The 23,933-nt window shown below is 49.0% G+C and carries 19 protein-coding genes; 15 read left to right on the plus strand and 4 right to left on the minus strand.

Annotated features, from left to right (window positions below; genetic code table 11):
- Positions 1–185: 185 nt before the first annotated feature.
- Entirely contained in the window at positions 186–1,502 is a 1,317-nt protein-coding gene (locus tag HP401_RS04190; protein WP_173604181.1) for an MBL fold metallo-hydrolase, read from the minus strand.
- 175 nt (positions 1,503–1,677) lie between these two features.
- On the opposite strand from HP401_RS04190, the gene HP401_RS04195 reads away from it, so the two are divergent.
- Positions 1,678–2,877 carry a hypothetical protein gene (locus tag HP401_RS04195; RefSeq protein ID WP_173604182.1) on the plus strand — a complete coding sequence of 400 codons (1,200 nt, stop codon included), beginning with the start codon at positions 1,678–1,680 and terminating at the stop codon, positions 2,875–2,877.
- A gap of 116 nt (positions 2,878–2,993) precedes the next feature.
- Here the strand turns inward: HP401_RS04195 and HP401_RS04200 are convergent, their stop codons facing one another.
- A complete protein-coding gene (locus HP401_RS04200; RefSeq protein WP_173604183.1) occupies positions 2,994–3,656 on the minus strand; it encodes an NAD(P)H-dependent oxidoreductase in 663 nt (220 codons plus the stop codon).
- Positions 3,657–3,768: 112 nt separating this feature from the next.
- Here HP401_RS04200 and HP401_RS04205 point away from each other — a divergent pair, with 112 nt between their 5' ends.
- From HP401_RS04205 to HP401_RS04220, 4 genes are all read left to right on the plus strand, one after another.
- A complete protein-coding gene (locus tag HP401_RS04205) occupies positions 3,769–4,149 on the plus strand; it encodes a winged helix-turn-helix transcriptional regulator (protein ID WP_173604184.1) in 381 nt (126 codons plus the stop codon).
- Between the two features lie 109 nt (positions 4,150–4,258).
- Complete coding sequence (locus tag HP401_RS04210) at positions 4,259–5,782, plus strand: YcdB/YcdC domain-containing protein (protein ID WP_173604185.1); 1,524 nt, start codon at positions 4,259–4,261, stop codon at positions 5,780–5,782.
- Between the two features lie 84 nt (positions 5,783–5,866).
- A complete protein-coding gene (locus HP401_RS04215) occupies positions 5,867–6,415 on the plus strand; it encodes an RNA polymerase sigma factor (protein WP_173604186.1) in 549 nt (182 codons plus the stop codon).
- On the plus strand, positions 6,402–8,090 hold the full coding sequence (locus HP401_RS04220; protein WP_173604187.1) for a YcdB/YcdC domain-containing protein: 1,689 nt from the start codon (positions 6,402–6,404) through the stop codon (positions 8,088–8,090). The genes HP401_RS04215 and HP401_RS04220 overlap by 14 nt, the downstream gene beginning before the upstream one ends.
- A gap of 95 nt (positions 8,091–8,185) precedes the next feature.
- On the opposite strand, the gene HP401_RS04225 is transcribed toward HP401_RS04220, so the two are convergent.
- Entirely contained in the window at positions 8,186–8,509 is a 324-nt protein-coding gene (locus HP401_RS04225; RefSeq protein WP_173604188.1) for a hypothetical protein, read from the minus strand.
- Between the two features lie 43 nt (positions 8,510–8,552).
- Here HP401_RS04225 and HP401_RS04230 point away from each other — a divergent pair, with 43 nt between their 5' ends.
- From HP401_RS04230 to HP401_RS04260, 7 genes are all read left to right on the plus strand, one after another.
- Positions 8,553–9,551 carry a thiamine pyrophosphate-dependent dehydrogenase E1 component subunit alpha gene (locus HP401_RS04230; protein WP_173604189.1) on the plus strand — a complete coding sequence of 333 codons (999 nt, stop codon included), beginning with the start codon at positions 8,553–8,555 and terminating at the stop codon, positions 9,549–9,551.
- Positions 9,552–9,579: 28 nt separating this feature from the next.
- Positions 9,580–10,614: an alpha-ketoacid dehydrogenase subunit beta gene (locus tag HP401_RS04235; protein ID WP_173604190.1), complete on the plus strand. Its 1,035-nt coding sequence runs from the start codon at positions 9,580–9,582 to the stop codon at positions 10,612–10,614.
- 34 nt (positions 10,615–10,648) lie between these two features.
- Complete coding sequence (locus HP401_RS04240; protein ID WP_173604191.1) at positions 10,649–11,893, plus strand: dihydrolipoamide acetyltransferase family protein; 1,245 nt, start codon at positions 10,649–10,651, stop codon at positions 11,891–11,893.
- 13 nt (positions 11,894–11,906) lie between these two features.
- Complete coding sequence (lpdA, locus tag HP401_RS04245) at positions 11,907–13,286, plus strand: dihydrolipoyl dehydrogenase (protein ID WP_173604192.1); 1,380 nt, start codon at positions 11,907–11,909, stop codon at positions 13,284–13,286.
- A 190-nt stretch (positions 13,287–13,476) separates the two neighbouring features.
- Positions 13,477–15,360 (plus strand): sigma-54-dependent Fis family transcriptional regulator, encoded by a 1,884-nt coding sequence (locus HP401_RS04250; RefSeq protein WP_173604270.1) that lies wholly within the window; start codon positions 13,477–13,479, stop codon positions 15,358–15,360.
- Between the two features lie 294 nt (positions 15,361–15,654).
- The gene (locus HP401_RS04255; protein ID WP_173604193.1) at positions 15,655–17,349 is read left to right on the plus strand and encodes a YcdB/YcdC domain-containing protein; all 1,695 of its coding nucleotides are present in this window, start codon (positions 15,655–15,657) and stop codon (positions 17,347–17,349) included.
- A gap of 349 nt (positions 17,350–17,698) precedes the next feature.
- The gene (locus HP401_RS04260; RefSeq protein ID WP_173604194.1) at positions 17,699–19,666 is read left to right on the plus strand and encodes a M6 family metalloprotease domain-containing protein; all 1,968 of its coding nucleotides are present in this window, start codon (positions 17,699–17,701) and stop codon (positions 19,664–19,666) included.
- 120 nt (positions 19,667–19,786) lie between these two features.
- Here HP401_RS04260 and HP401_RS04265 read toward each other — a convergent pair whose 3' ends face one another.
- Entirely contained in the window at positions 19,787–20,881 is a 1,095-nt protein-coding gene (locus tag HP401_RS04265) for a suppressor of fused domain protein (protein ID WP_173604195.1), read from the minus strand.
- 145 nt (positions 20,882–21,026) lie between these two features.
- Here HP401_RS04265 and HP401_RS04270 point away from each other — a divergent pair, with 145 nt between their 5' ends.
- The 3 genes from HP401_RS04270 to HP401_RS04280 are packed head-to-tail and all read left to right on the plus strand — an operon-like array spanning position 21,027 to position 23,756.
- Entirely contained in the window at positions 21,027–22,205 is a 1,179-nt protein-coding gene (locus HP401_RS04270) for a DUF4272 domain-containing protein (RefSeq protein ID WP_173604196.1), read from the plus strand.
- Positions 22,186–22,914: an alpha/beta fold hydrolase gene (locus HP401_RS04275; protein WP_173604197.1), complete on the plus strand. Its 729-nt coding sequence runs from the start codon at positions 22,186–22,188 to the stop codon at positions 22,912–22,914. Before HP401_RS04270 ends, HP401_RS04275 begins: the two co-directional genes overlap by 20 nt.
- Entirely contained in the window at positions 22,911–23,756 is an 846-nt protein-coding gene (locus HP401_RS04280; RefSeq protein WP_173604198.1) for a DUF2785 domain-containing protein, read from the plus strand. The genes HP401_RS04275 and HP401_RS04280 overlap by 4 nt, the downstream gene beginning before the upstream one ends.
- The last annotated feature ends 177 nt before the right edge of the window (positions 23,757–23,933 follow it).

Genomic DNA, 23,933 nt, shown 5'->3' on the forward strand with positions numbered 1-23,933 from the left:
TTTTTATACATAATTGGAAATGTGCGGAATTTCCTTTCCGATTCTATCATGGGGTGTATAATATTGGGAATACGGGAGGTTAATTGCGAATATTCGAATAATAACTCCCTCTCTTACATGCCCAAGGGAACTAGGATAAAATACACCTATTTAAACTGTGGTAAAATGAGTATAATTACCTATTTTCATATATTGTTTGACGTAATATAGCGGTCGCGAATCTTCTCTCTCAAATAATTTACCGCAAAACGCAAAAACGCCCTGTTCCACCCCATATAAATACCGAAATTGTTTAGCTGTGCAACATGACCGAGCATGACAAAGCGCTTGAAACGGGCATTCCGACCTTTTGGAGCTTGCAGTCTGCCATTGATGCGTAGCGTACTCCATCCCCACAAATGGGTGAAGCAATAATGCAGAGCCTCAGATGACAGCTCCACATCACAATCGAGTGGATTGCATGGGGATTCGATCAACCCATCTGCTAGGGAAAAGCGAAATGTCTTTTGATAGTCTGACAAATAAAAGGTAACGGGCCTAACGATAGAGAGAAACAGCGAATGATTATTTTTCCGAATCTGTTCTTTGAAGTCCAAGCCTGCCTCGAGTAACATGTCCCATTCGATTTTGATCGAAGGAAGAAGAGTAGGAGAGGAAGCCATCTTCTCATAGTCACGTTCGTAGAGGGCGAGCGCTTTTGCAGGATCATGGGCTTCATGTGGCGTCCACGTATCCCCGGGATACAAAATAATTGGTTCGGCATCCGTTTCCTCCCGCAAAAGGCGGTACACACTGTCTACTTTATTGATCGCATCATTCATGTAATAGTTTTCGTCGTGACAAAACCAGGCGAAGCTGGCGAAGGGAATCACGTAGAGAGGTTGAAGGACTTCCACCTGTTTTTTCACCCGGGCGAGCTTTTCCATGGCTCGTTTTTTGCGGAGCAGGAAGTCTTCCTTGTTCCCCGCCCAGCCTGCATACGAGAATTGCGTCCATACTAGATCGATGTCACCGACACGGTTCAGGATATCCTTGGCTTCTTGTGTGGTGCTGACCTCGCAATCGTTCAGGTTCAGGATTGTCATATCAGCTGTTTTGATGCACAGCCAGGAATCGCCGACAGGAAACGGCCGACATAAAACAGAGATATCGTCGGACAAGGAGTACCATTTGTCCGGGGAGAGCTCAATGACTTGCTGAAAGCCAAAGGCACGGCACCAATCGATCACTTTTTTATCGGTTGACTGCTGGTAGAGGATCGTAATTCGCTTGCGATACTCCTCGGGTATGGTTCGCAGGCTCTGTGGATGAAAATGATCCGGATGCTCATGAGAAAACCATATATGCGTAATCTCGGCAAAATCCTCAGAGGTGAAGCGGGTTTTGGCTAATAAGCCCCAGCCGTTATCAAAGGCAGTTCCCGTAAGCCAAGGATCGGTCAATAATTTGATGGAATCGTGTTCCCATAGAAACGAAGCGTGGTTGATCATTTGAAATTTCATGTGGTTTGTCTCCCTATGTATACTAGCGATTTGCTAAAAGGGATGATCCTGCCGGGAAGGAAAACGTGACAGGAATTTGAAAAATATATTTTTTCTGGGGGATGTGTCACAAGCTGTGCATGAGGAGGATCGTAACAAGTGAACAGCAATCAACGAGTCGAAAGGATGAACCGACATGAAAAAGCAAGCACTTGTTACCGTGAGCATGGCAGCACTCCTTCTCTCAGCAGTATCCCCATTCGGGATCGCACAGGCACAAACCAACATGGTAGCCGCTGCGAATAAAGCGAAAGCGATCACTTTTGATCAGCTCCTTAAAGAAATGGATAAAAAACAGCCAGTCTCCATGTACATCGAATCCACGCACACATCGAAAGTGAAGCAGGGCACCCAGACCCAAAAGGCAAAAACATGGGATAACACGATCAAAGGCGAATGGAGAGAGGAAATCTCAGATGGGAAAAGGGTTCAGTATGCCGTAGGGAAGGCGGGACAGGTGGCAGCGTATCAAGAAGGCGGCAGAGGATTTGTCCACTCCGCAACGATTGGCCCATACGATAATGAAATCAACAAGACGAAGCGAGAGCTAAGTCGCTTGAAAGTGACGCTGCCAGATTCGAAGGTGGAGATTACCGTGAAGGAAGCACAACTGTTGAATCGAGCTGTGTATCACGTCGCGAAAAAAGAAGAGGCGAAAATCAATGGCAAGCCTCATCATTACCAGGATGACCTGTGGATCGACAAAGAAACAGGGCTGCTGCTCAAGCGGACCTTCACCCACAATCAAGCACAAGCATTTTCGTACACCGTAGACAAGGTGGATTTCCAACCCGCATTTGACGAGAAAATATTCGAAGTGAGCATTCCAGCGGGTGTGGAGCAGAGCAAGTTTTCCCCTGAGGTGGAAAAGGGAGTAGCCGAGGTGACGAAGCTTTTCCCGGACACTGCGCAGTTTTCCGATTATGATGATTACGGCATCGAAGGTAACTGGCAACTCCTGAAAATGATGGAAACACAAAAACGAGTGTACAGTCCGACCCCTCGCGCAGAAGCTTTCGTTATCATGGATGCCCGTACAAACGAATTGAGCAAAGTCATGATCAAAAATCCAGATTGGGTTTCGAAAAAGCTCCCTGCCGAGACGGTGGCAAAAGAGAAAGCAGCTGCTTTCCTAAAACAGCTGGTGGGTGATCAATCAAGCCAGTATAAAGTAGAGGAAAAGGTCGAGCGGGGCGGTGGTGGTTCCAGTTTTGAAGACTATGACTATGGCTTTGTGACAGCAGACGTGACGTTCCATCCAGCCACAGGCAAGGGAATCACGATATTTGTGGATGAAGCAGGTCGCATCATAGGCTTTCAGTATACGGATGAGTAAGTAAATAGGTAGGGAAGATAGTCGCTTGCTTTTGCGGGCGACTATTTTTTTGTCAAGATGAACGCCAAAAAGCATTCGGAATACGAATGCTTTTCACGTGTAACCAATCCTTGATATTAACCGATAAAACGAATAATCTCTTCTTTCGCTTGTCGGGTTTTCGCACGGGGTTCATTTTTCCGATAGCCAAAAGCCACCATGCAAGCGACGCCGAAACGTTCTCTATCCAGCAGCCCCTCCGCCGCAAGGATATCCTCAACCTTTTCTTTTGCAAAGCCTTCAATGGGGCAGGAATCAATGCCGATCATCGCAGCAGATGTCATCATATTGCCAAGCGCGATGTAGGTCTGTCTGGATGCCCATTCGAACATGACTCGCTCGTCATCAAACAGGGAGAAGTCGTTTTTCAGGAAGTGATCGTATGCAGCGCCTTTTTGCTGTACGACGTTTTCCGGCAACTCCTGCGTGTCTTTCATCATATGTTGGATATACTCGGAATCAGCGGCCATTTCTTGTTTGGTCCGCGCCAATACGATGACGAAATGACTTGCGGTTGGCAGTTGTTTTTGCGCACCCCATGCGACAGGTAACAGCTTCTCTCTAAGCGTCGGATCTTGCAGCACGAGGAAGTTCCATGGTTCAAAACCAAAGGAGCTAGGCGACAGGCGAGCTGTCTCCATAATAAAGTCAAAGTCTTCCGTCGTAATTTTTTTAGCTGCATCAAACTCTTTGCAAGCATGTCTGAATTGATAGGCTTCTATAATTTGATCTTTATGCATGATGAGCTCCCTCCGGTAAAAGTGTTTTACAAAAATAAGCATACCGAATACACTAAAGAAAAGTAAGTACGCACTTTTTCGGTTAATACTTACGAAAAGGGAAGTGAGTGGGATGAAGAAGAAACCAGCGATGAGGTACCTATTAAATGGCAAGGAATATCCTTGCCCAATCGAGCTTGCCGTCTCGGTTTTTGCGGGAAGATGGAAGGTATCCATCATTTGTCAGCTGTTCAAAGGGAAAAAAAGGTACGGAGAGTTAAAGAAAAATATACTCGGTGTGAATCATAAAATGCTGGCAGAACAATTGCGGGAGTTGGAGGAAGCAGGAATCGTCAAGCGTGAAGTGTATCCGGTCGTTCCGCCAAAAGTAGAGTACGAATTAACCGAGCTAGGGCAAGGCTTGGGACCTGTCATTGAGTATTTACGAGAATGGGGAGAACATTTCCAAACAGAGGAACCAGAAGAGTCTCTATCTACTGCTCACGGGTCATAAAAATCGCCACCTGAAAGGGTGGTTTTTTTATTTTGTAACCTCGAGGTGGTATTTCCGACTATTACATAGGACAAAAAACAAACACAAAATTCCTGGGGAGGGAACAACTGTGAAACATACAAAGAAATTGGCAAGCACGTTACTAATGGCAAGCCTGTTGGCGACAACTCCGGTATGGCTGCAACACCCGACAATGACCGTACAAGCTGTGGACAATCAAGAGCAGATGAAGCTCTCACTTGCAGCAGAAAAAACACTCCAGACGCTTTACGTCATCCAGCCTGAATTAAAAAATATGGACAAAAAGATGAACGGACCGAAAAACGGCGTGTATGAGCTGCGTTTTGACAAGAGAATTGCCCCAGGCAAGATGGAGCTGTATGCCATGGTGGTCCTCGATGCAACGACTGGTGCTTTGCATAGCTACGAAAACGAACAGGAGATGCAGAAGCAAAACAATCAGCCATCGGAAGCGGTGGCCAAACAAAAATCTGCGGCATTTTTGCAAAAGCTCTTGGGCGATGATTTCAAAAAGTACAAAGCCACTCAGACAACAAAAGGCGAATGGGATGCTGTTACCTACACGCGCCATGAGCATGGTGTACCTGTTTTCACCGATCGTTATGTCGTTGGTGTCAACGGTTCGAGTGTCATGTACGTGAACACGTTTGAAGGCGCCCCGCTCCGAGCAGCCTCTTCCTTGTTTGCCAAGCCAGGAAAGGTAATGTCCAAAGAAGAAGTGACGGGGAAAGTAGCTTCGCTCATGGAGCTTACGTATTCCGCGCATAAAAAGGAGACAGGAAAGCCGGCTTTGAAATACTCGCTGGAGTCGACCGGATACTTGGATGCTGTGACAGGAGAAGAAATCGAGAGTGCCTTTTCCCTTAAAAGCCGTTACTCGGATGTCATTGCGGTCAAACCAGGCGGCAAAAAGCTCACAGCTAGCAATGCCGATGAAGCGATGAGCGTGCTGACAGAAGAATTTCAAATCCAGATGGATGGAATCACGTTAGAGAAGGATACGCATACCCCGGCGGAAATGAAAGGGGAAGGGGAAACGATTTACAGGTCCAAGGGAAGAGATGGCAGAATCACGGTCTATACGAACAACAACGAAGTGACCGGCTTTCAAGTCCGTGGGAAAGTCGAGATGGCCAATGATATACAGCATGGCAACAAACCGGCAAATGCCCAGCTTTCGTACGAGCAAGCCAAGGAAAAAGCGGTGCAGTTTTTACAGCCGTACCTCGACTCTAGTGTAAAAGAGCTGAAGATCGATCAAAAAGAGATCAGGATGCCATCTGCAACGTCATACAGCTTCAGCTTCTACGCGCTGCATGACGACGTGATTGTTACGGATCAGAATTACCTCGTCAACGTAGACGGACAGACCGGGGAAATCGTGAATTACATGAACTCCTTTACGAAGCCATCTGCTCCGTTCCCGGACAAAAAGACCGCCATTTCCAAAGAAGCAGCCGCCAAGCACTTTTTGAAGGACCGTCCTGCTGTGCTCGGGTACATGTTCCCTGTTCAGAATGAGAAGGTGCAAGCAAAGCCAAGTTTGGTTTATTCCATCGACACGGTTTCTTACTTCTTGCTTGATGCGGTAACAGGAAAGTCATTCAAATAATCGTATTCGATCCCGCTTCCCATCATGAGGGGCGGGATTCCATCATGTAGACATGTCCTGTCGCGAGAAGAGGAGGAAGAAGCCTTGGATGCTCGAGAAAATCGAGGTCAGCAAGACATATCAGGGATATACAGGATGTATTCCAAAGAAGTCTATCAGTATCTCTATCATTTTATTGGAAGTCGGGAAGCCGCAGAGGATTTGACCCAAGAAGTGTTTGTTCGCGTCATTAAATCCTTGCACAGATTTGAGGAGCGCTCGAGTATGCGCACTTGGATTTTGCATATTGCCAAGCATGTTGCCATCGATGAATACAGAAAGAAACGGCTGCAAACAATTTTTGCCGGGCCCTTGCTAAAGCTGTTGCCCAGCTCAGAGGGGTTGCCGGAAAAAGAGCTGCAGGATAAAGAGGAACGTACTCATTTTGAAAAAGCGCTGCTGCAACTGAAGCCCAAGTACCGAAACGTCATCGTATTGCGGGGAATCAGAGAGTATACGGTGAAGGAAACAGCGGAAATTCTCGGCTGCACAGAGGCGAAGGTCAAGGTAGACTTTCACCGTGCGATGAAGATGGTAAAGGAAACGGCGTTACACACTTATGAAAAGGGGGCTGGTGTGAATGAAATTTCCTAGCGATGAAGAAGTGTTACAGGAATTTCGGAACAGACCGGATGCAGTCCCCCGGAGCGAGTTTTTGCACACATTGGAAAGAAAGCTGATCGAAGTCGATCGACAGCATCGAAGCAGAAGCAAAACGCGACGCACGACAGTTCGATTGGGAGTATCGGCAGCTGTGCTGCTCGCAGTCTTTTTGCTGGCGCCGATTTTTACCCGGCTGATTACCAATCCGGAATCTATCATGACGACGCAGCCAGAGGCTCCGCTCGTGTTAAAGGGTCAGCAGCTGAAGGTGGCAGAAGTATCACCTGCCGCGAAGCAAACCTTGGAAAAGCTGTTCAATCTCGTTCCGGAATTAAAGACGATAGAACCCAAAGTCATTGGAAAAGAAGATGGAATCTATGAGATTGTCTTCTATCAAAAGGAGCAAGGAAGGGAACAGCGGTACGTATCTGTAGAGATGGTAGCAGTCACGGGGAAAATAAGCCGTTACGAAAATGAGAAAGCGATGAATGAAGGGGCCCCTTCGCCTACAGAAGAACAAGCGAAGCAAGTATCTGCTGCCTTTTTACAAGCGCTGTTGGGAGACGAATTCAAGCAATACCAAGCGAGTCAGTCCAGCGGCACTGATTGGGATGCGGTGACCTATACGCGCTATGCAAATGGGCTACCCGTTTTCTCAGACCGATACGTCGTTGGTGTCAATCGTAATGGTGTGACGTATGTCAATACGTTCGACGCCGCGCCACTGCAAATATCTGCGGAGTCGTTTGCCGAACCGGACGCTGTATTGTCCGAAGAAGAGATCACAGAGAAAGTAGCGTCGCTCATGGAGCTTACCTATTTTGCGAGTTCGAGACATACTGGGAAGCCATCGCTGACGTACTCTCTTCAGACGACTGGATACATGAATGCGGTAACAGGAGAAGAGGTATGGGGGGAAGCGTCGCATACAAGTCGGTACTCCGCTTCCATCCCGGTAACACCTGGAGGCAAGAAGGTCACTGTGCAAATGGAGGAAGAAGTTGCAAAGGCTATGGCGGAACAGTTTCAGGTGAATCTGGACGAATTTATCCTCACTGGTGGTAAGAAGACGATGGAGGGCGAGCAGATGACGTCCTACAAGGCCAAGAAAGGGCTAGGCAGAGTCACCGTCTACTCAAACAACGGGGTAATTACAGGTTTTCAGGTGCGGCGTGGTACAGAGACGGCCAGATCTACCCAGCATCAGAACAATCCAGTAAATGCTCAGCTTAGCTATGAGGAGGCCAAGGAAAAAGCCGTTGAGTTTTTGCAGCCCTATCTGGACAGCCGTGTGGAGGAATTAAAGATTGATGAGACCCAGATGTCGATGCCTTCTGCAACGGCGTACAGCTTCACCTTTTACGTCCTTCATAATGGCGTGATTGTTGGTGATCAGCAATACCTCGTCAATGTGGATGGGCAAACTGGGGAGATCGTCAATTTCATGGACTATTTCACGAGTCCGACCGAATCGTTTCCGGAATTGGATACAGTCATATCGAGGGAAGAAGCAGCCAAGCGATTTTTGCAGGGCCATCCGGTTGAATTGGGGTATGTGCTTCCGGTAACAGATGGGAAACTGCAACAAAAGCCACTTCTAGTTTATACGGTGGACACGATTTCTGGCTTTAGGCTGGATGCGGTAACAGGAAAGGCATTCAAATAAACATAGGTGATCCCGCTTCTCATCATGAGGGGCGGGGTTTTGATTGGCTCGGGTCTGGGGCGAGAAGCGCAAGCTCGTATGGCGCCTTTTTTCGTTCAACCTTGCCATTGACCAACCGGGTTCGATCGTTCAAAAAACCAAAGCCAGTTTTCTGCGAACAGCTGGTTGTCATTTTGAACGGCATAAGGCTGCTCCAGGTAATAGAATAGGATTTGCAGATGAGGCCTTTCTGGTATAACGCCGGGAGTTTTTTTTGCGTTGCCACACTCCAAAGGCACGCGGTGAGCCAGTGTACAAAAGGAGACAAAACGAGACAGGTGTCCACTTTTGTTTCCTGCCAAAATTAAAGCGGTTACAAAAAAACGCAATGTGACCTGCTTCGACGGTTGGCATACTTTTTGCGATATCCATTGTGTCAAAGGCCGGACCCCAATAAAACATGTTCGAGGAGGAGACACGCAAATGACGAAAGTGGATCAGCAAGTCAAAGGAATTCCGTTGTCCCGTGAAAAGGCAGCTTGGATGTACCAAACAATGCTGGAGATCCGGAAGTTCGAGGACAAGGTGCACGACCTGTTCGGCCAAGGGAAAATCCCTGGTTTCGTCCATTTATACGCGGGGGAGGAGGCCATTGCGGTCGGGCTTTGCGCGCACCTGGACGACAGCGACACCATTACCAGCACGCATCGAGGGCACGGACACTGCATCGCAAAGGGGTGCGATCTGAATGGAATGATGGCGGAGATTTACGGCAGAGCCACGGGACTTTGCAAAGGAAAGGGGGGCTCCATGCACATTGCGGATTTGGACAAAGGAATGCTCGGGGCAAACGGCATTGTCGGGGGTGGCTATCCGCTTGCCTGCGGAGCCGCTTTGACAGCCAAGTACAAGCAGACAGGCGCTGTAAGTGTATGTTTCTTTGGAGACGGAGCGAACAACCAGGGTACGTTCCATGAAGGGATCAACCTGGCAGCCATTTGGAAGCTGCCAGCCGTGTTCGTAGCAGAGAACAACGGATATGGGGAAGCCACGCCGTTTTCGTACGCCTCCAGCTGCAAAACCATTGCGGACCGTGCGATCGCTTACAACATTCCCGGCATCCGAGTGGATGGCAAGGATGTGCTGGCCGTTTATCTGGCAGCGCAGGAAGCAATCGAGCGTGCCCGCCGTGGAGAGGGGCCGACTCTGATCGAGTGCGTGACGTACCGCAACTACGGCCATTTTGAGGGCGACGCCCAGAAATACAAAAAAGATGAAGAGAAGAAGGCGCATCTGTCCGAAATAGACGCAATCAAGAAATTCCGGAACGATCTGCTCTCAGGAGCGCTGTTTACTGAAAACGAGCTGGATCAAATCGAAGCTGCGGTTGACAAGGCGGTCGAGGAAGCAGTCGCGTTTTCGGAAAACAGTCCGTACCCGGAGCCGTCCGAGCTGCTGACAGACGTATACGTATCGTACTGAAAAAATGATAGCAAAGGGGGAAGGGAACATGACTAAAAAAATAACCATGTCGCAGGCAATCAACGAGGCGATGAAACTCGCGATGCGCAGAGATGAAGACGTGATTTTGATGGGCGAGGACGTAGCTGGCGGGGCACAGGTCGACCATTTGCAGGATGAAGAAGCATGGGGAGGCGTTCTCGGGGTAACGAAAGGCCTCGTTCAGGAGTTCGGCCGAGAGCGGGTGCTGGATACCCCGATTACCGAAGCGGGCTATATCGGGGCGGCGATGGCTGCCGCGACCACTGGTCTTCGCCCGATTGCGGAATTGATGTTCAACGATTTCATCGGAAGCTGCCTGGACCAGGTGTTGAACCAGGGGGCCAAGTTCCGGTACATGTTTGGGGGCAAAGCACAGGTGCCCGTTACGATCCGCACGACACACGGCGCCGGATTCCGGGCGGCGGCGCAGCATTCACAAAGCCTTTATGCTCTGTTCACGGCCATTCCGGGTATCAAAGTGGTGGTTCCGTCCACACCTGCTGACGCGAAAGGGCTGCTGCTGGCATCCATCGAGGACAATGACCCCGTAATCTTCTTTGAGGACAAGACGCTATATAACATGACAGGAGAAGTGCCAGGCGGTTATTACACAATTCCGATCGGCAAGGCGGACATCAAGCGTGCTGGTTCGGATTTGACGATCGTCGCGGTCGGTAAACAGGTGCATACAGCCTTGGAGGCGGCGGAGCAGCTCGCCAGGAAAGGAATTGAAACGGAGGTCGTCGATCCGCGGAGCCTGTCGCCACTCGATGAGGATACGATCTTGGGGTCCGTTCAAAAGACGAATCGGCTGATTGTCATCGACGAGGCGAATCCACGTTGTAGCATTGCGACCGACATCGCGGCCTTGGTTGCGGATAAAGGCTTCGACAGTCTGGATGCGCCGATCAAGCGGATTACAGCACCGCATACCCCGGTTCCGTTCTCACCTGTGCTGGAGGATCTGTACTTACCGACGCCACAAACGGTGATTCAAGTGGTATCTGAACTGCTTGGCGATAAATCGCTGCTGAGCGTCTGATTCAGAAAGAAAGAAGAAAACGGAGGGAAAACCGATGGCAGTCGAGGTGCTCATGCCGAAGATGGGAATGGCGATGAAAGAGGGAACGGTTTCCCGTTGGAACAAACAAGCCGGCGATCTGGTATCCAAAGGAGAAGTGATCGCTAGCATCAGCTCGGAAAAAATCGAAGCGGACCTGGAAGCACCGGCGAACGGTGTTTTGTTGAAAATCACTGTTTCGGAATGGGAGGGTGTGCCACCTGGAACGGTCATTGGATATATCGGTCATCCAAACGAGCAAATCGCGGAGGAAACGGCCGCAACGGCGACGTTCGAGACGGTTACTGGCGAGAAAAAGCTGGAGGAGCCCGTGGCTATGACGAAGTCGGACACGATTGCGGCAAGTCCAACGAGTGCGAAAGAAGTGAAAATTTCCCCGGTCGCGCGCAAGTTGGCCGAGGCGGCCGGTCTCCCCGTCGAATCTCTCATCGGCACGGGACCGGTGGGTAGGATCACAAAGGAAGACGTAGAAAAGGCGATTGCTGAACGGGAGGTGAAGCAGGCTGTAGCAGCGGAGGATGATCGGCTACCTGCTGTTGCCGTGGAGGAAACGACGGAGCAATTGCCTGTCACGGGCATGCGGAAAGTGATCGCTTCCCGGATGATGGCCAGTTTGCAGGAAAGCGCCCAGCTTACGATCACCACACGGGCCGATGTCACGGATTTGATCGCTTTGCAAAAGAAAATGAACGAAGTCACTCAAAAAGAGCACGAAATCAAGCTGACCGTAACTGATCTCATCGCGAGGGCGACGGTTCTCGCTCTCCAAAGGCACAAGCAAGTAAACAGCGCCTATATCGATGACCGGATTCATCGGTACGGGCACGTCCACCTGGGAATAGCCGTCGCGCTCGAACAAGGGCTGGTCGTTCCAGTCGTTCGGTACGCAGAATCAACATCGGTGCTGGACCTCTCCCGCCGGATCAAAGCGCTGGCTGCACAGGCGCGGGAAGGGACGCTTGGCATGGAAGAGATGCAAGGGTCTACCTTCTCCATCACGAACCTTGGGGCATACGGAATTGATTTCTTTACGCCAGTGCTGAATTCGCCGGAGGCAGGCATTCTCGGCGTAGGGGCTGTGCAGGAAACGCCTGTCTTCATCGGTGAGGAAGTACAGCGGCGGAGCATTCTCCCGCTCAGCCTGACGTTCGACCATCGGGTACTGGACGGAGCACCGGCAGCCGAATTTTTATACACGCTGAGAAAATACCTGGAAGAGCCGTACCGGATGCTCTTGTGAAGGACGTGATGGGATGAGTACGATTGCAGTGATCGGAGGGGGACCTGCGGGCTACGTTGCGGCGATTGTCGCCGCCCAAAAGGGCAAACAGGTCACCCTGATCGAGCAGCGGGTGTTGGGTGGGACCTGTCTGAACGAAGGATGTATGCCAACCAAATCGCTCCTGGAGTCCGCCGAGATGGTCGAGAAAATAAAGCATGCCGGCCGCTTCGGCATTCGCGTGCCCGAACAGGAAGTATCGATTGACTGGCCGGGAGTGCAGAGCTACAAAAACAACATCGTAGAGCAACTCGTCATGGGAATCGGATTTCTCATGAGAAAAAACAAAATCAAGGTGCTTACGGGGAAGGCTCGTTTTGTCAGTCAACGCCAAATAGCGGTAAAGATGGACCAGGGAGAAGAAATTGTTGAAGCCGATAAAATCATCATCGCTTCGGGATCGGAGCCGATGGAGCTACCGTTTGCGCCGTTTGACGGTCGCTGGATCATCCACAGCCGACACGCGATGTCGCTTTCGGCGATTCCCGAGACATTGCTGATTATCGGCGGGGGCGTCATCGGATGCGAGTTTGCTAGCATATACAGTCGCATGGGGTGCGACGTAACAGTGATTGAAATGGCGGATCAGATTCTCCCCGGAGAAGATGCGGATATTGCGGGTGTTCTGCGAGATCAGCTGGAACGAACCGGGGTGAAGATCTTGACCTCCACGTCATTGACGTCGGTCGACCAGCAGACGAAAACCGTTCGTTTCAAGAATCCGGATGGTAGCGGGGAAGCATCAGCAGAGATCATGCTGGTTGCTGTCGGAAGGATGCCTCGGACGGCTGAACTGCAACTTGATCGGGCGGGTGTAGCATTCGGCAAGCAAGGGATTTCCGTAAACGGACATATGCAAACGAACGTGCCACATATTTACGCATGCGGGGATGTTGTCGGGGGCATTCAGCTCGCCCATGTCGCTTTTCATGAGGGAACAGTAGCAGCCTTGCATGCATGCGGTCTGGACGCCAAAGCCAATTATCGGGCTGTACCGAGGTGCATCTACACGTCGCCGGAAATCGCTGGTGTCGGCCTCACCGAGAAGCAAGCCAGGTCCCAATACGGAGACGTAAGAATCGGAGAATTCCCGTTTTCCGTTAATGGAAAGGCAATCATTCTCGGTGAAGCGATCGGAAAGGTGAAGGTCATCACGGAACCGGAATACAACGAAATACTGGGTGTGTCCATCGTAGGCCCGCGGGCGACGGAGTTGATTGGGCAAGGAACGGTCATGATCCACGGGGAAATGACGGCGGATATGATGGAAACGTTCATTTCTGCTCACCCGACGTTGTCAGAAGCTGTTCACGAAGCTCTGCTGTCTGCCATCGGTCATGCCGTACACGCCTGAAGCATCGACTCAACCAAAAGCCCCCTGTAACCCAGGGGGAATTTTGATTTGCTGCCATTGTAAACGCTGCCATTATTGATTAGAATTTAGACAAAAGGAGACGACCTTGCATACATTCTGGCAGGAGTTACTTCAGGCGAGTTACTGAGGGAGGGAATGTATCTTGTTTGAATTCGCATTAAGTTCGCAGATGTGGAAGCAGTTCGTTCAGGAAGGCGTACTGGATTCTTCACGGATTCACCAATCCATCATCGAATCTTGGTATCGCTCCCGGAACGCTCAAGTCAGCCCGTACTTGGATCGGGGAAGGCACATTCTGAGCGGGGAATCTCTCCGGCACCAACAGCAAAAGAACGCTATGCTTATGGACGTCGCTGCCCCTTTTCTCGAAAAAATGGATCGACTCGCGAGCGAGATGGGAATGATCGCGCTTTTAATCGACCCAGAAGGCTACGTGCTCTGGATGAAAGGAAGCAAAAGTGTCCGGGAGGTAGCCGAAAAAATACGATTCGTAGAGGGCGTGCGCTGGACGGAAGCCGAGATGGGGACAAATGCAATTGGAACGGCGCTGTCGCTGGGGCAGCCGATTATGGTAACCGGCTCGGAGCACTATTCCATAGCTTCCCATGGTTGGAGCTGTGCTGCCGCTCCAATACGCAACGATGACGGGGAGGTCCTGGGTATCCTCGACGTTTCGTGCCCGGTTGACCGGGCGCATCCATACATGCTGGGAATTGTCACTCAGGCCGCCTATACGCTGGAGAAAGAAGTAAAGCTCCGCTCTCATCACGACGAGATGGAATTGATTCAGGGTTCGATGGAAGTACTGGAAAAGGAACAGCCGCTCATCATTTGCAACCCTCGTCAAAAAGTCGTCGCGGCGAGCAGACTTATTCGTCAGAACATTCCGAACTGGTGCGGAATGCGTACCGAAGAAATATACATGCGCGGGTACCGAAATCGGATGGAAGTGCCGATTTGCTCTGCGGAGCACGGTGGTTTCATCGGAAAATGTATCTACCTTCTGAATGCAGGGGAGCAACAGGTGAGGCAGGCCGTCTATCAGGACAAGGATTCAGCCAAGCCGTTTCGGTTCCGCGGCGAGGCTGGCACAAGCCGTGCATTTCGAAAGACGCTGGAAGAGCTCGGGCGGGTAGCTTCCGCGGACATCAATGTCTTTATCCTGGGCGAGACAGGCACCGGAAAAGAAGTGATCGCCCGTTCGATTCATGAGAACAGCAAGTGGGCAAGCGGGCCGTACGTTGCGGTGAATTGCGGCGCGATCCCGACAGAGCTGCTGGAAAGCGAACTATTCGGTTATGTGGAAGGGGCATTCAGCGGGGCGAAGCGAACCGGAGTGAAGGGGAAATTCCAACTTGCCCACCAAGGAACTATTTTCTTGGACGAAATTGGGGAGATCCCACACTCCATGCAGGTGGCGCTTCTCCGTGTCTTGCAGGAACGTAAAGTAACTCCGCTGGGCGGCAGCCAAGAGATACCCGTCGATTTTCGCGTGATTGCGGCTACGCACCGCAATATCCACCAACTGGTCAAAGAAGGGAAGTTCCGAGAAGACCTTTTTTATCGTCTGTACGTCTATCCCGTGCATGTTCCGGCACTCAGGCAGAGGGCAGAAGACATTCCGCACCTCGTTCACCATTACTGTGAAAAGCATGACTGGGATGCTGTGTTCCCTCCGGAATTCTTTGCCGCGCTGATGGATTACACCTGGCCAGGAAACATTCGCGAGCTTATGAATGTGCTGGATAAATTGCGGATTCTCTCTATGAACAGATGCGACGACCTTTTACATCAGCTGCATTCCTTGCTCCATCAAAGCGCAGAGCTGAGCAAAAGCGTCTCTACCAGCCTTAGCTTTCCTGAACAGAGGACGGAGGAGCACCGGGCTTCTCTATCGTTTCGCGATAAGATCATGCAGCAGCAAATGGTCGAGGCGCTGCAAAAGACAAACGGGAATGTGTCGAAAGCGGCGAAACTTCTGGGAATCCCCAGAAGTACGTTCTATAAACGAATACATCGGTTTGAAGAAACTGCCAAACCTCCTCGCAGTTGACGGTGTCAGAGAGGAGTACCACAGGATAAGTCTTCCTCTTTTCCAACGAAGAAAACGGAAACGAAGGTACGCGAGCTTTTCAGGGGGTCAGATAGAACGGGCTGTTCCGTGAAAATATAGGTTTAGACTACACGTCCTCGCCGATTAACGCGAGGACGTGTTTTTTAATAGAGATAAGGGATTATATAATAAAAATGGAATAATATGTGACGCGAATAATTGCCCTTCCGTCTTACCCTTGGTAAGGTCAAACAGAACTTATCCGCAAATCTGAATACTATTTGGAGGTGCCCAATGAAACTCAACTCATCCATGATGACGGTTATAGCGGCGTGCTTACTTGCCTCTGCACCTGCTTGGACTACCCATCAACCAACAGTACAAGCAGCAAGCGATGTGAAAAAGGCAGCGTCTCAAAAAAATGATTATTCCCAAGATGTTCAGAATTCTCTGGACAAGCTATTTGAGGCGATTCCCGAGTTGAAAGGGTATCGACTAATTGATAAACATTATGAGGAAGACAGCTTTCGCGGTTATCCGTCACCGATCTGGAGCTTGCACTTCACCAACAGGCCAAAAACAGATGAAAAAAAAGAGTATGACGCATACTCATCCGTTAGCCTTGAGCTGGACGCACAGACGGGCCGGCTGCTTTTCATGGATATCCAAAATCCAGCATGGGCTTCAGCCGATTATCCGGAAGAAAAGCTTGCCAGAGAGAAGGCTTCCACTTTTATCGAGGACTTATTCGGTACGGAAGCAAAACAGCTAAAAGCCGTACAAAGTCTCAGCAGGGGAAAAGCAGGATCAGGTGACGGGAAGGGCAACAAGCTGGAATGGGCTCGCTCCACTGTGAAATACCACTCTCTCATCAATGACCTCCCTCTGTCCAACAACTCTATCTCCGTATCCGTTGATCATGCTGGCCATATTATTCGCTATGAAGCGTATCATTTCATCGATCCTAGCAAAGTGAACTGGCCTGATCCGAAAAAAGCGATAACACTTGAGGAAGCAAGCAAAATCTATAAGGACAAGCTTAAGATGGACCTGGTATACGTATGGGAGCAACCGATTTCCTATGCTCAAAATGGAAAACCGGCAGAAAAGAAACCGATGCTTATTTATCAACTGAATACCATTGGTTGGATCGATGCTCTGACCGGCAAAGTCACAGGGGAAGAAACAGAAATGGCAGGGGAGAGTGTTCATGTAAAAGGAGAAGGGAAAAGCATCAAAATATCCTCCCGCGAACAAGGAGAGAAATGGCTGAAAACACAGTTTGGTATTGATGTTTCTGGTGCGACCTTTGAATACGATGATCACAAGGACAATCTTTTAGAAGGACTTCAGACAATCGAATCCTATCGGTGGATCAACGATTCAAATAAAGGTACGCCTGCATTTGAGATGGTTAGCCTCATTACAGATGAACAGAGTGATCGGCTCATCGACTTCGATCTGAATTTCCCAGACGAACGAAAAACAGAGCAGAAAATCAGTGTAGAGGAAGCGAAGAAAAAAGCGATCGCAGCACTCGTACCTTATCTTGACCCGGCGTTAACGGAGCTAACACTTATCGTAGAGTCTCCTGAAGAAGATATTCCGGAGTGGGTAGACAAGAACAAGCTGGATAAGGAAGAGGATAAAGTGTATTCATTCACTTTTCACGGAAAACGCAACGGGATCGAAGTATCTGACGAGTTTTATATGGTGGGTGTAGACAAGGCGACGGGCACGATTACCGATTTAAACCTCCATCCACTCAACCCGGGTGTTACCCTTCCAGATTCCAAAAAGATTGTAAGTGCAGTAGAAGCAAAAGAAACGATCCAACAAGAAATTGCCCTGGAGCTGGTCTACGTATGGGAGCAGTATGATGGTCAAAGAGCTCCCGAACCGCAACTAGTCTATCAACAGAAATGGAAAAATGGCTATAGCTTTATCGATGCTTCGACAGGGAAGCTCGTCAAGGTGTCCCGCCAATAAATGACGTAACAGCCGATATGCTCTCGCAGCAATATCGGCTTTTTTAGTACACCTAGCATGGACGTCGTCTCTAGGGTGAAAGTCCCGAACGGGGGCGTTTATTAGTTAATGATAAAAAAAAATTCCCGATTTATAGAAAAAGTTAACATGTTACCAAAAATTTCCAATAATGTAGGTAAGGGCATTCTGGCAGTTCTGTATAGATGATCTGTCGATTCATTCTACGTATGAATCTGGTGCATTTATCAACAGAATATTCAGCATGCCATAGAAAGGGGGGCGATCTTCCTGAATCTATAGAGGAAACCATTCCCACAGGATAACAACTTCTAAATCGGGAGGAACATTTATGCAAAGAAATTTAAAAGGCCTGTTCACGTCTGTTTTTTCATTGATTTGTGTTTTGTACTTTCAAACGGATGTTTTTGCTGCACCCGCATACGATGGAGTTGTCAAAATGAAGCAACCGTCTGGTGAATCGTTTCAAGCCGTGATGCATGGAGATGAATGGTTCCATTGGGCGAGCACAAAGGATGGCGATGTCCTTTTACAAGATCAGGAGGGATATTGGAATTACGCTGAACTTACATCAGATGATCTGCAATCGACGGGGATAAAATATAAAATTGACGAAAAGCCTTCAGAAGCGGTAAATGAGAAAAATTTAATGGAATGGATAAATGAGTACGACCCTCAAGCAAATAAAAAACAGGAGTTCATGAATGAGCTTCAACAAGAATTCTCGGGATCGCCAGAAAAAAATATTGACGGAAGTATCACGCCCGTTTCAGGAACCCAAAAATTGCTTGTTTTGTTAATTGGATTTACAGATGTTGATATCGCCTATAACGACAACGATTGGAGCAACAAATTCTTTTCTGCAAATCAAAAGTCGGTAAAGAATTACTATAATGAAGTGAGTAATGGAAAAGCACAGATCACCCCAGCATCCGAAATATATGGTACGCACAATGATGGAGTTGTGAAAGTAAAATTAGATTACGCTCATCCGGATACATCGGGAAAGGACATTAGGACGGTTATAACAGATGCACTGGATAAAGCGGATCCTGTGGTGAACTTTGCTAGTTTTGATACAAATAATGATCAAGTCATCGACTCTAAAGATAGCTTCTACATTATAACTGTTCTTGCTGGTAATGAAGAGGCTAGTGGTGGTGCAGTGCCAAATATTTGGGCACATCAGTGGTATGCTCCCAACACAAATCATGATGGTGTTACAGTATCAGGGATGTATACGACGCAGGGTGAAAAACAATTTGGTCATATGGCAACGATGGGTATCACTGCTCATGAATTCGGTCATTCCTTGGGCCTTCCGGATCTCTATGGTGCTAATAATCATGTGAGTGGTCTAAGTATAATGGCAAATGGAACCTGGAATAATCTCCAAGGGGAGGAACCTGGAACGACACCCACTCATATGGATGCCTGGTCAAAAGCAAAATTAGGATTTGTCACACCAACTGTAGTAAATGCCACTAACAATTTTACGTTACAAGCCATCCCGAATAATTATAATGTTTTAAAGGTTCCTTTAAAGGATAATACGTATTTTTTAGTTGAGAATCGTGAAAAAGTTGGATATGATGCTAGCTTGCAAACAGTTTCTGGAGGCATCGCGGTTTGGCACGTTGATGAATCCATGAGTAATAACACGAATGATCCTCATCCTTTCATTGACATTGAGCAATCCGTGAGTGAATATCAAGACCCATTCTATTACACGAATAATAATCATGCTGCTACTTTTAGTCCAGACACCAATCCGAATAGTAACACCTACACGGGAGAAAAATCGGGAGTAACGATTACGACAACAAGCACAAGTAATTCGGCCATGAATGTGGCAGTCACAGCAGGAGAAGCTGGTCTGATTCCGAAAACGAATTGGACGCTAAAATACGTAGACAGCGATGAATTGTACAATGAAGCTCCGAAAGCCTTTGATGGAAACAACAGCACGTTTTGGCACACGAAATGGAGCCCCGTAGCTCCAATGCCGCACGAGATTCAAATTGACTTGGGTGCAACGTATAGCATTTCCAAATTTAGTTACCTGCCCAGACAAGATGGTCAAGTGAACGGAACGATTAAGAACTATGAGTTCTACGTCAGCAGTGATGGAGTGAATTGGGGAACAGCTGTAGCCACAGGTACCTTTGCAAATGATACTACGTTGAAAGAAACCAGCTTTGCAGCCAAGACAGGTCGCTATATTAAACTGCGTGCCTTAAGCGAGGTAAACAATAACCCATGGACAAGTGCGGCTGAACTCAATGTATTTGGGCAATGATGTATGGTAAAGGGTAGCTATTGCAATCATTGATACGCTACTCAAAAAGGTTATCATCTGCTGAGAGCTTCGCTCGGCATTTGATAACCTTTTTATTCCGCTAGAAACTGTTTTCTAACTTCATGCTTCCTTCCTAAATTTCGCAACCCCATTAAAAATCCAGCTTGCACCATCTCCCGCAGAGTGCTGAAGCAATTGCTCAGACCCATGCATTTCTGCATACTGTTGTTCCTCCGCGGTAATCGGAATCATCCATAATAGATTCACAGGATCACCCGCCATGAGCGGAAGTGGAATGCGCGGGGCATCCTCAGGTTTTGCGAGCAGCATAGAGGAGAAGCGGCTATTCATCTGACTGATTTCCTGGCACGGAATGGTGTGACCCTGTGCGAGGAAGGTCATATACGACCACGGCAGAGAGGTTTGGCCGCTGACGTAGGCCAGCAATTGCTGTTCGTTTTGGGCGAGCCATTTGGTTTCGCAGGCAAAGGCCAGCTCGAATCGGCGTAATTGCTCCGGTTCTTCTGTATACTGCTCGACTTTTGGCTGAGGCAAAATGGACACGCCGAGGGTCATCGCATAGGTGACGTCTCCTTTTTCGATAGTCACCAATGCTTTTGGGGGCCAGTGTCCGCCGTCGATGCCGTAATATTGTTTAACTGGGCCAAGAGTCGAGGTAATCGCGTCCATGAACTGCTGCTGGATGTCAGGCCAAGGGTTGCCATCCCAGCTCGCCCAAAAATGCTGGGCAGCCTCGATGCGAGCATACATGGCGTTCGACTCTGGTGTTCCCAGCGGAAAGCATAAATCAGATTCTCCGGTGCAATCTCGCGCATACGAAGGATAGTGCGAGCCGTCCGGGGAAGGGCCGGCCCAGCTAGGAATCACACACAGCACCTCATCCTCATACAAAAGCGCCGCTGCATCGCCTTCCTCCAGCCACACGATCGAGAGCTGCTCCGGGTCCAGCCTGTCTGCCCCATCCGGATGAGCGCAGCAATCGCGTGGAAGCATGGGAGCTTGACCATCCTCCATGGCAGCGAAATCGATCGAGTCAGGTGCAGGTCCGTAATTTCTTACCCAACAAGAGCGAATGCTGGCATGCTCCTCGCCTGGATAATCCCACAAATAAAAAAAGACACCGTTCTCATCCTCTTCAACAAAAGCTTGAATCGGACAAATGGGGGAGAACTCCTCTAATAGAATGTTTTTCATAGGTTTCACCTTCAATCGTCGTGATAGATTCGCCGATAACTATAAAGATTTGTGCTTGATTAAACAGGGTTAGAATACCATAATTGAATATTGATTACAAAATTCGGTACTTTGAAAATGTTTTCCCAGCAAAGGAGGTTACCAGATGAATCAATGCACCATCTATGTCTCCATCCAACAATGCGAGAAAGTCGTCTCTGCGATTGTCGAGGCTTTTCGTGATCAATTGGTAGAGGTATCCGCAGACGAACGGTCCGTGACCGTGACAGATAAAAAATGGTTTAGCAAGAGCAAGATCACCTTCAACCTTATGCGCGAGGACGATGACCAAGAAGCTTTTCTCCAGATGAAAAAAGGGATGTACGGCTACTTCGCACAGATTGAAACGACCCACGAGAAGATCCAGCAAAAGCTGTTGTACCAAATTACAGCGCTCAATGTGGCGGTAGGAATCGTGGCGAGCAAGGAAATTGATCAGACGGCGTTTGCGTCCATTATGGCGATTGCCGAAGAAGTACACGGGATTGTTTTTCTCCCTACCGGAGACATGCTCGATAAACAAGGAAGGCTGATTCTCAATACGGCAGGAGAATCCGAAGTGGACGATTTTCTGGTGACGGTCAGTGTAGACCTGATCGACGGACATATTCAGCCCTCCCAGTCAGGCGAAGCGCGCAAGGAGCGGAGCATCAAGCTATTGCAGGAGCAAGGCATTCCGTACATCCCGCATCTTCCTGTCATCGTAGGGGATGAGGACGCTGTCATCAGGAGCAAGGATGAGATGGTACAGCGAGCGATTGCCCTATGCTTGATTGCGGTATATGCCGGCGGGATTGCCGAAAACGGACAACTCAAGGAAGAGCGGGAGTTCATCGAGGGCATTATTGAGCAGTTTGGCGCTGCTGAATTCTTTACGGAAAAAGAGCGAGACTTCTTGAATGATCCACAGCCAGACCGAACCGATATGATTCAGATGGTTTGGATGTACGAATGCTACTGGGTACTGCTGTGGGCACTCGGCTATGTGGAAGAGCTCCATTTCCCAGATGAGATTTGTGACGTGAACACCGCAATTGACGCTCTCAGAAGCGCAGGCGACTATGATACCTTCTATAGCAATGCGGTCGTGAGAAGCAAACAAGAGATTCTCGACCAGGCAGATTTAATCTACCGCTATGACTGGGCGTGTGTGGATGCGCGCATCAACAATCGTGTGGTTGCGGGTGGTTTGAATGACGAAGTAGTTGTGGAAAGACACAGAGCATTGAATTGGCTGGTTCGTTACATGGAGGATGACTGGGATCATGTCTCGACGGATACATAGGTTGTATTCGCGAAAAAGTGGGACTCCTAGTGTAATCTTCCTAGCAGGAATGGGCGATAGCGGGGAGACATGGAAGATCGTGCAAGACCGCATCTCGCAGGAAGCGTCTACCCTATCCTATGATCGGGCGGGGATTGGCAGGAGTCCAGCGGCTGCGGTCGTCCCAAGGACTTGCCGGGATCTGGTTGAGGAGCTGTACGATTTGCTACGGGAGATTGAGGTGGAGACGCCTTGTATTTTGGTCGGACATTCTTTTGGCGGTTTGGTCGCGAGACTCTTTACTAGTCTATATCCGCAGCTTGTTTCGGGGCTGGTTTTGGTTGACGCCGCTCCCGAATATAAGGAGCTCGCCTATGAAAAGGTGTTGCCTGACAACCTGATCGCAGCCAATCGAGAATATTACGAGAATCCGATGCGAAACAGTGAGAAGATCGATAAAATACGGAGCTATCAAGAGAGTGTTAACTATTTTCGGCAAAGCAACATCCCTGTCTCGATTATTACGAGAGGCTTGCCGGACGTGTGGGACGAGGAATGGCCGAACGAGGAAATCTTAGCAATCGATCAACGTCTGCAGGCCGATTTCAAGCGGCTTTCAACCTCAAGCAAGCAAAGAATAGCTACTCGCAGCGGGCATTATATTCATCACGATGAACCGGAAATGGTGGTGGAGGAAATTTTGATTATGGTAAGGGGGATGAACACATGAGCGATACAAGAACCCAGCTTGTGCTGGATCTGCAAAGATTGGAACAGGAACAATACCAGCTGCGTGAAGGGGAACAACTGGAGGATTTCGTCGGACGATTGTTGCAATACATTGGAGACCCTGACCCGGAATTGCGGGATAACCTCATCTATCCAGCATTTTATTATTGGATTCTCGACGAGGACAAGCTGACGGAGGCGCAATTGCGCAGCCTCCTGCGAGAACTGACCGACGAAAAGCATTTGTTCTATCAGATCGGCAGCGAGGGTGATCCATCTGTATTTACGAGGACATTCTCTGCATTGCCGATTGCCTTGATCATGCGACGTCACAGGCAGAAGCCTTTTTTGGAGCTCGCTGATTTCCAGCATGTGAAGAATGCCATGCTCCGCTATTTTCAAGAGGAGAAGGACTTGCGCGGCTATTTGTCCGAGGGAGGCTGGGCTCACAGTACCGCTCACGGAGCAGACGTATTCGTAGAGCTAGTGCAGTGCCCAGAGAGCGGCGAAGCCGTACAGCGAGACGTTCTTCAAGCGATCCAGGGCGTGCTACATAACGGAAAGCATATTTTCAATGACGAAGAGGACGAACGACTTGCGAGCATCGTAGATACCATGATAGACAAAGGCTTGCTTCCAGAACAGGAACTTGCTGACTGGATCAATAGTCTAGCAAGCTGTGCCGAGTTGCCAAAAAGTCGTACTCAAGTTATCGCTCGGGTGAACAGCAAGAACTTTTTGCGCTGTCTCTATTTCAGAAGGGCAAGAGATAGCCGGGAAAATGAGCTTGCGGCAGCTATGCTTGCTGCCGTAACGAAGTGTAACAGATTTGCGATCAATTAATGGGTGAAGGTTGATGCCAAGACAGAAGGCATCAGCCTTTTCTTTTTTTATACGAAGTTTTAAATGGAAGCGATGAACCAACAAAGCTGGCAAGAAGAAAAAGCGCAGGGCTCGTAGACCTTGACAACGCCTATCCAGTCGGAACTTCAAAAAGGGGACCACGCTTGTCGAACACCT

This window comes from Brevibacillus sp. HB2.2, assembly GCF_013284275.1.
In the GTDB taxonomy this organism is placed as follows: Bacteria; Bacillota; Bacilli; order Brevibacillales; family Brevibacillaceae; genus Brevibacillus; species Brevibacillus brevis_D.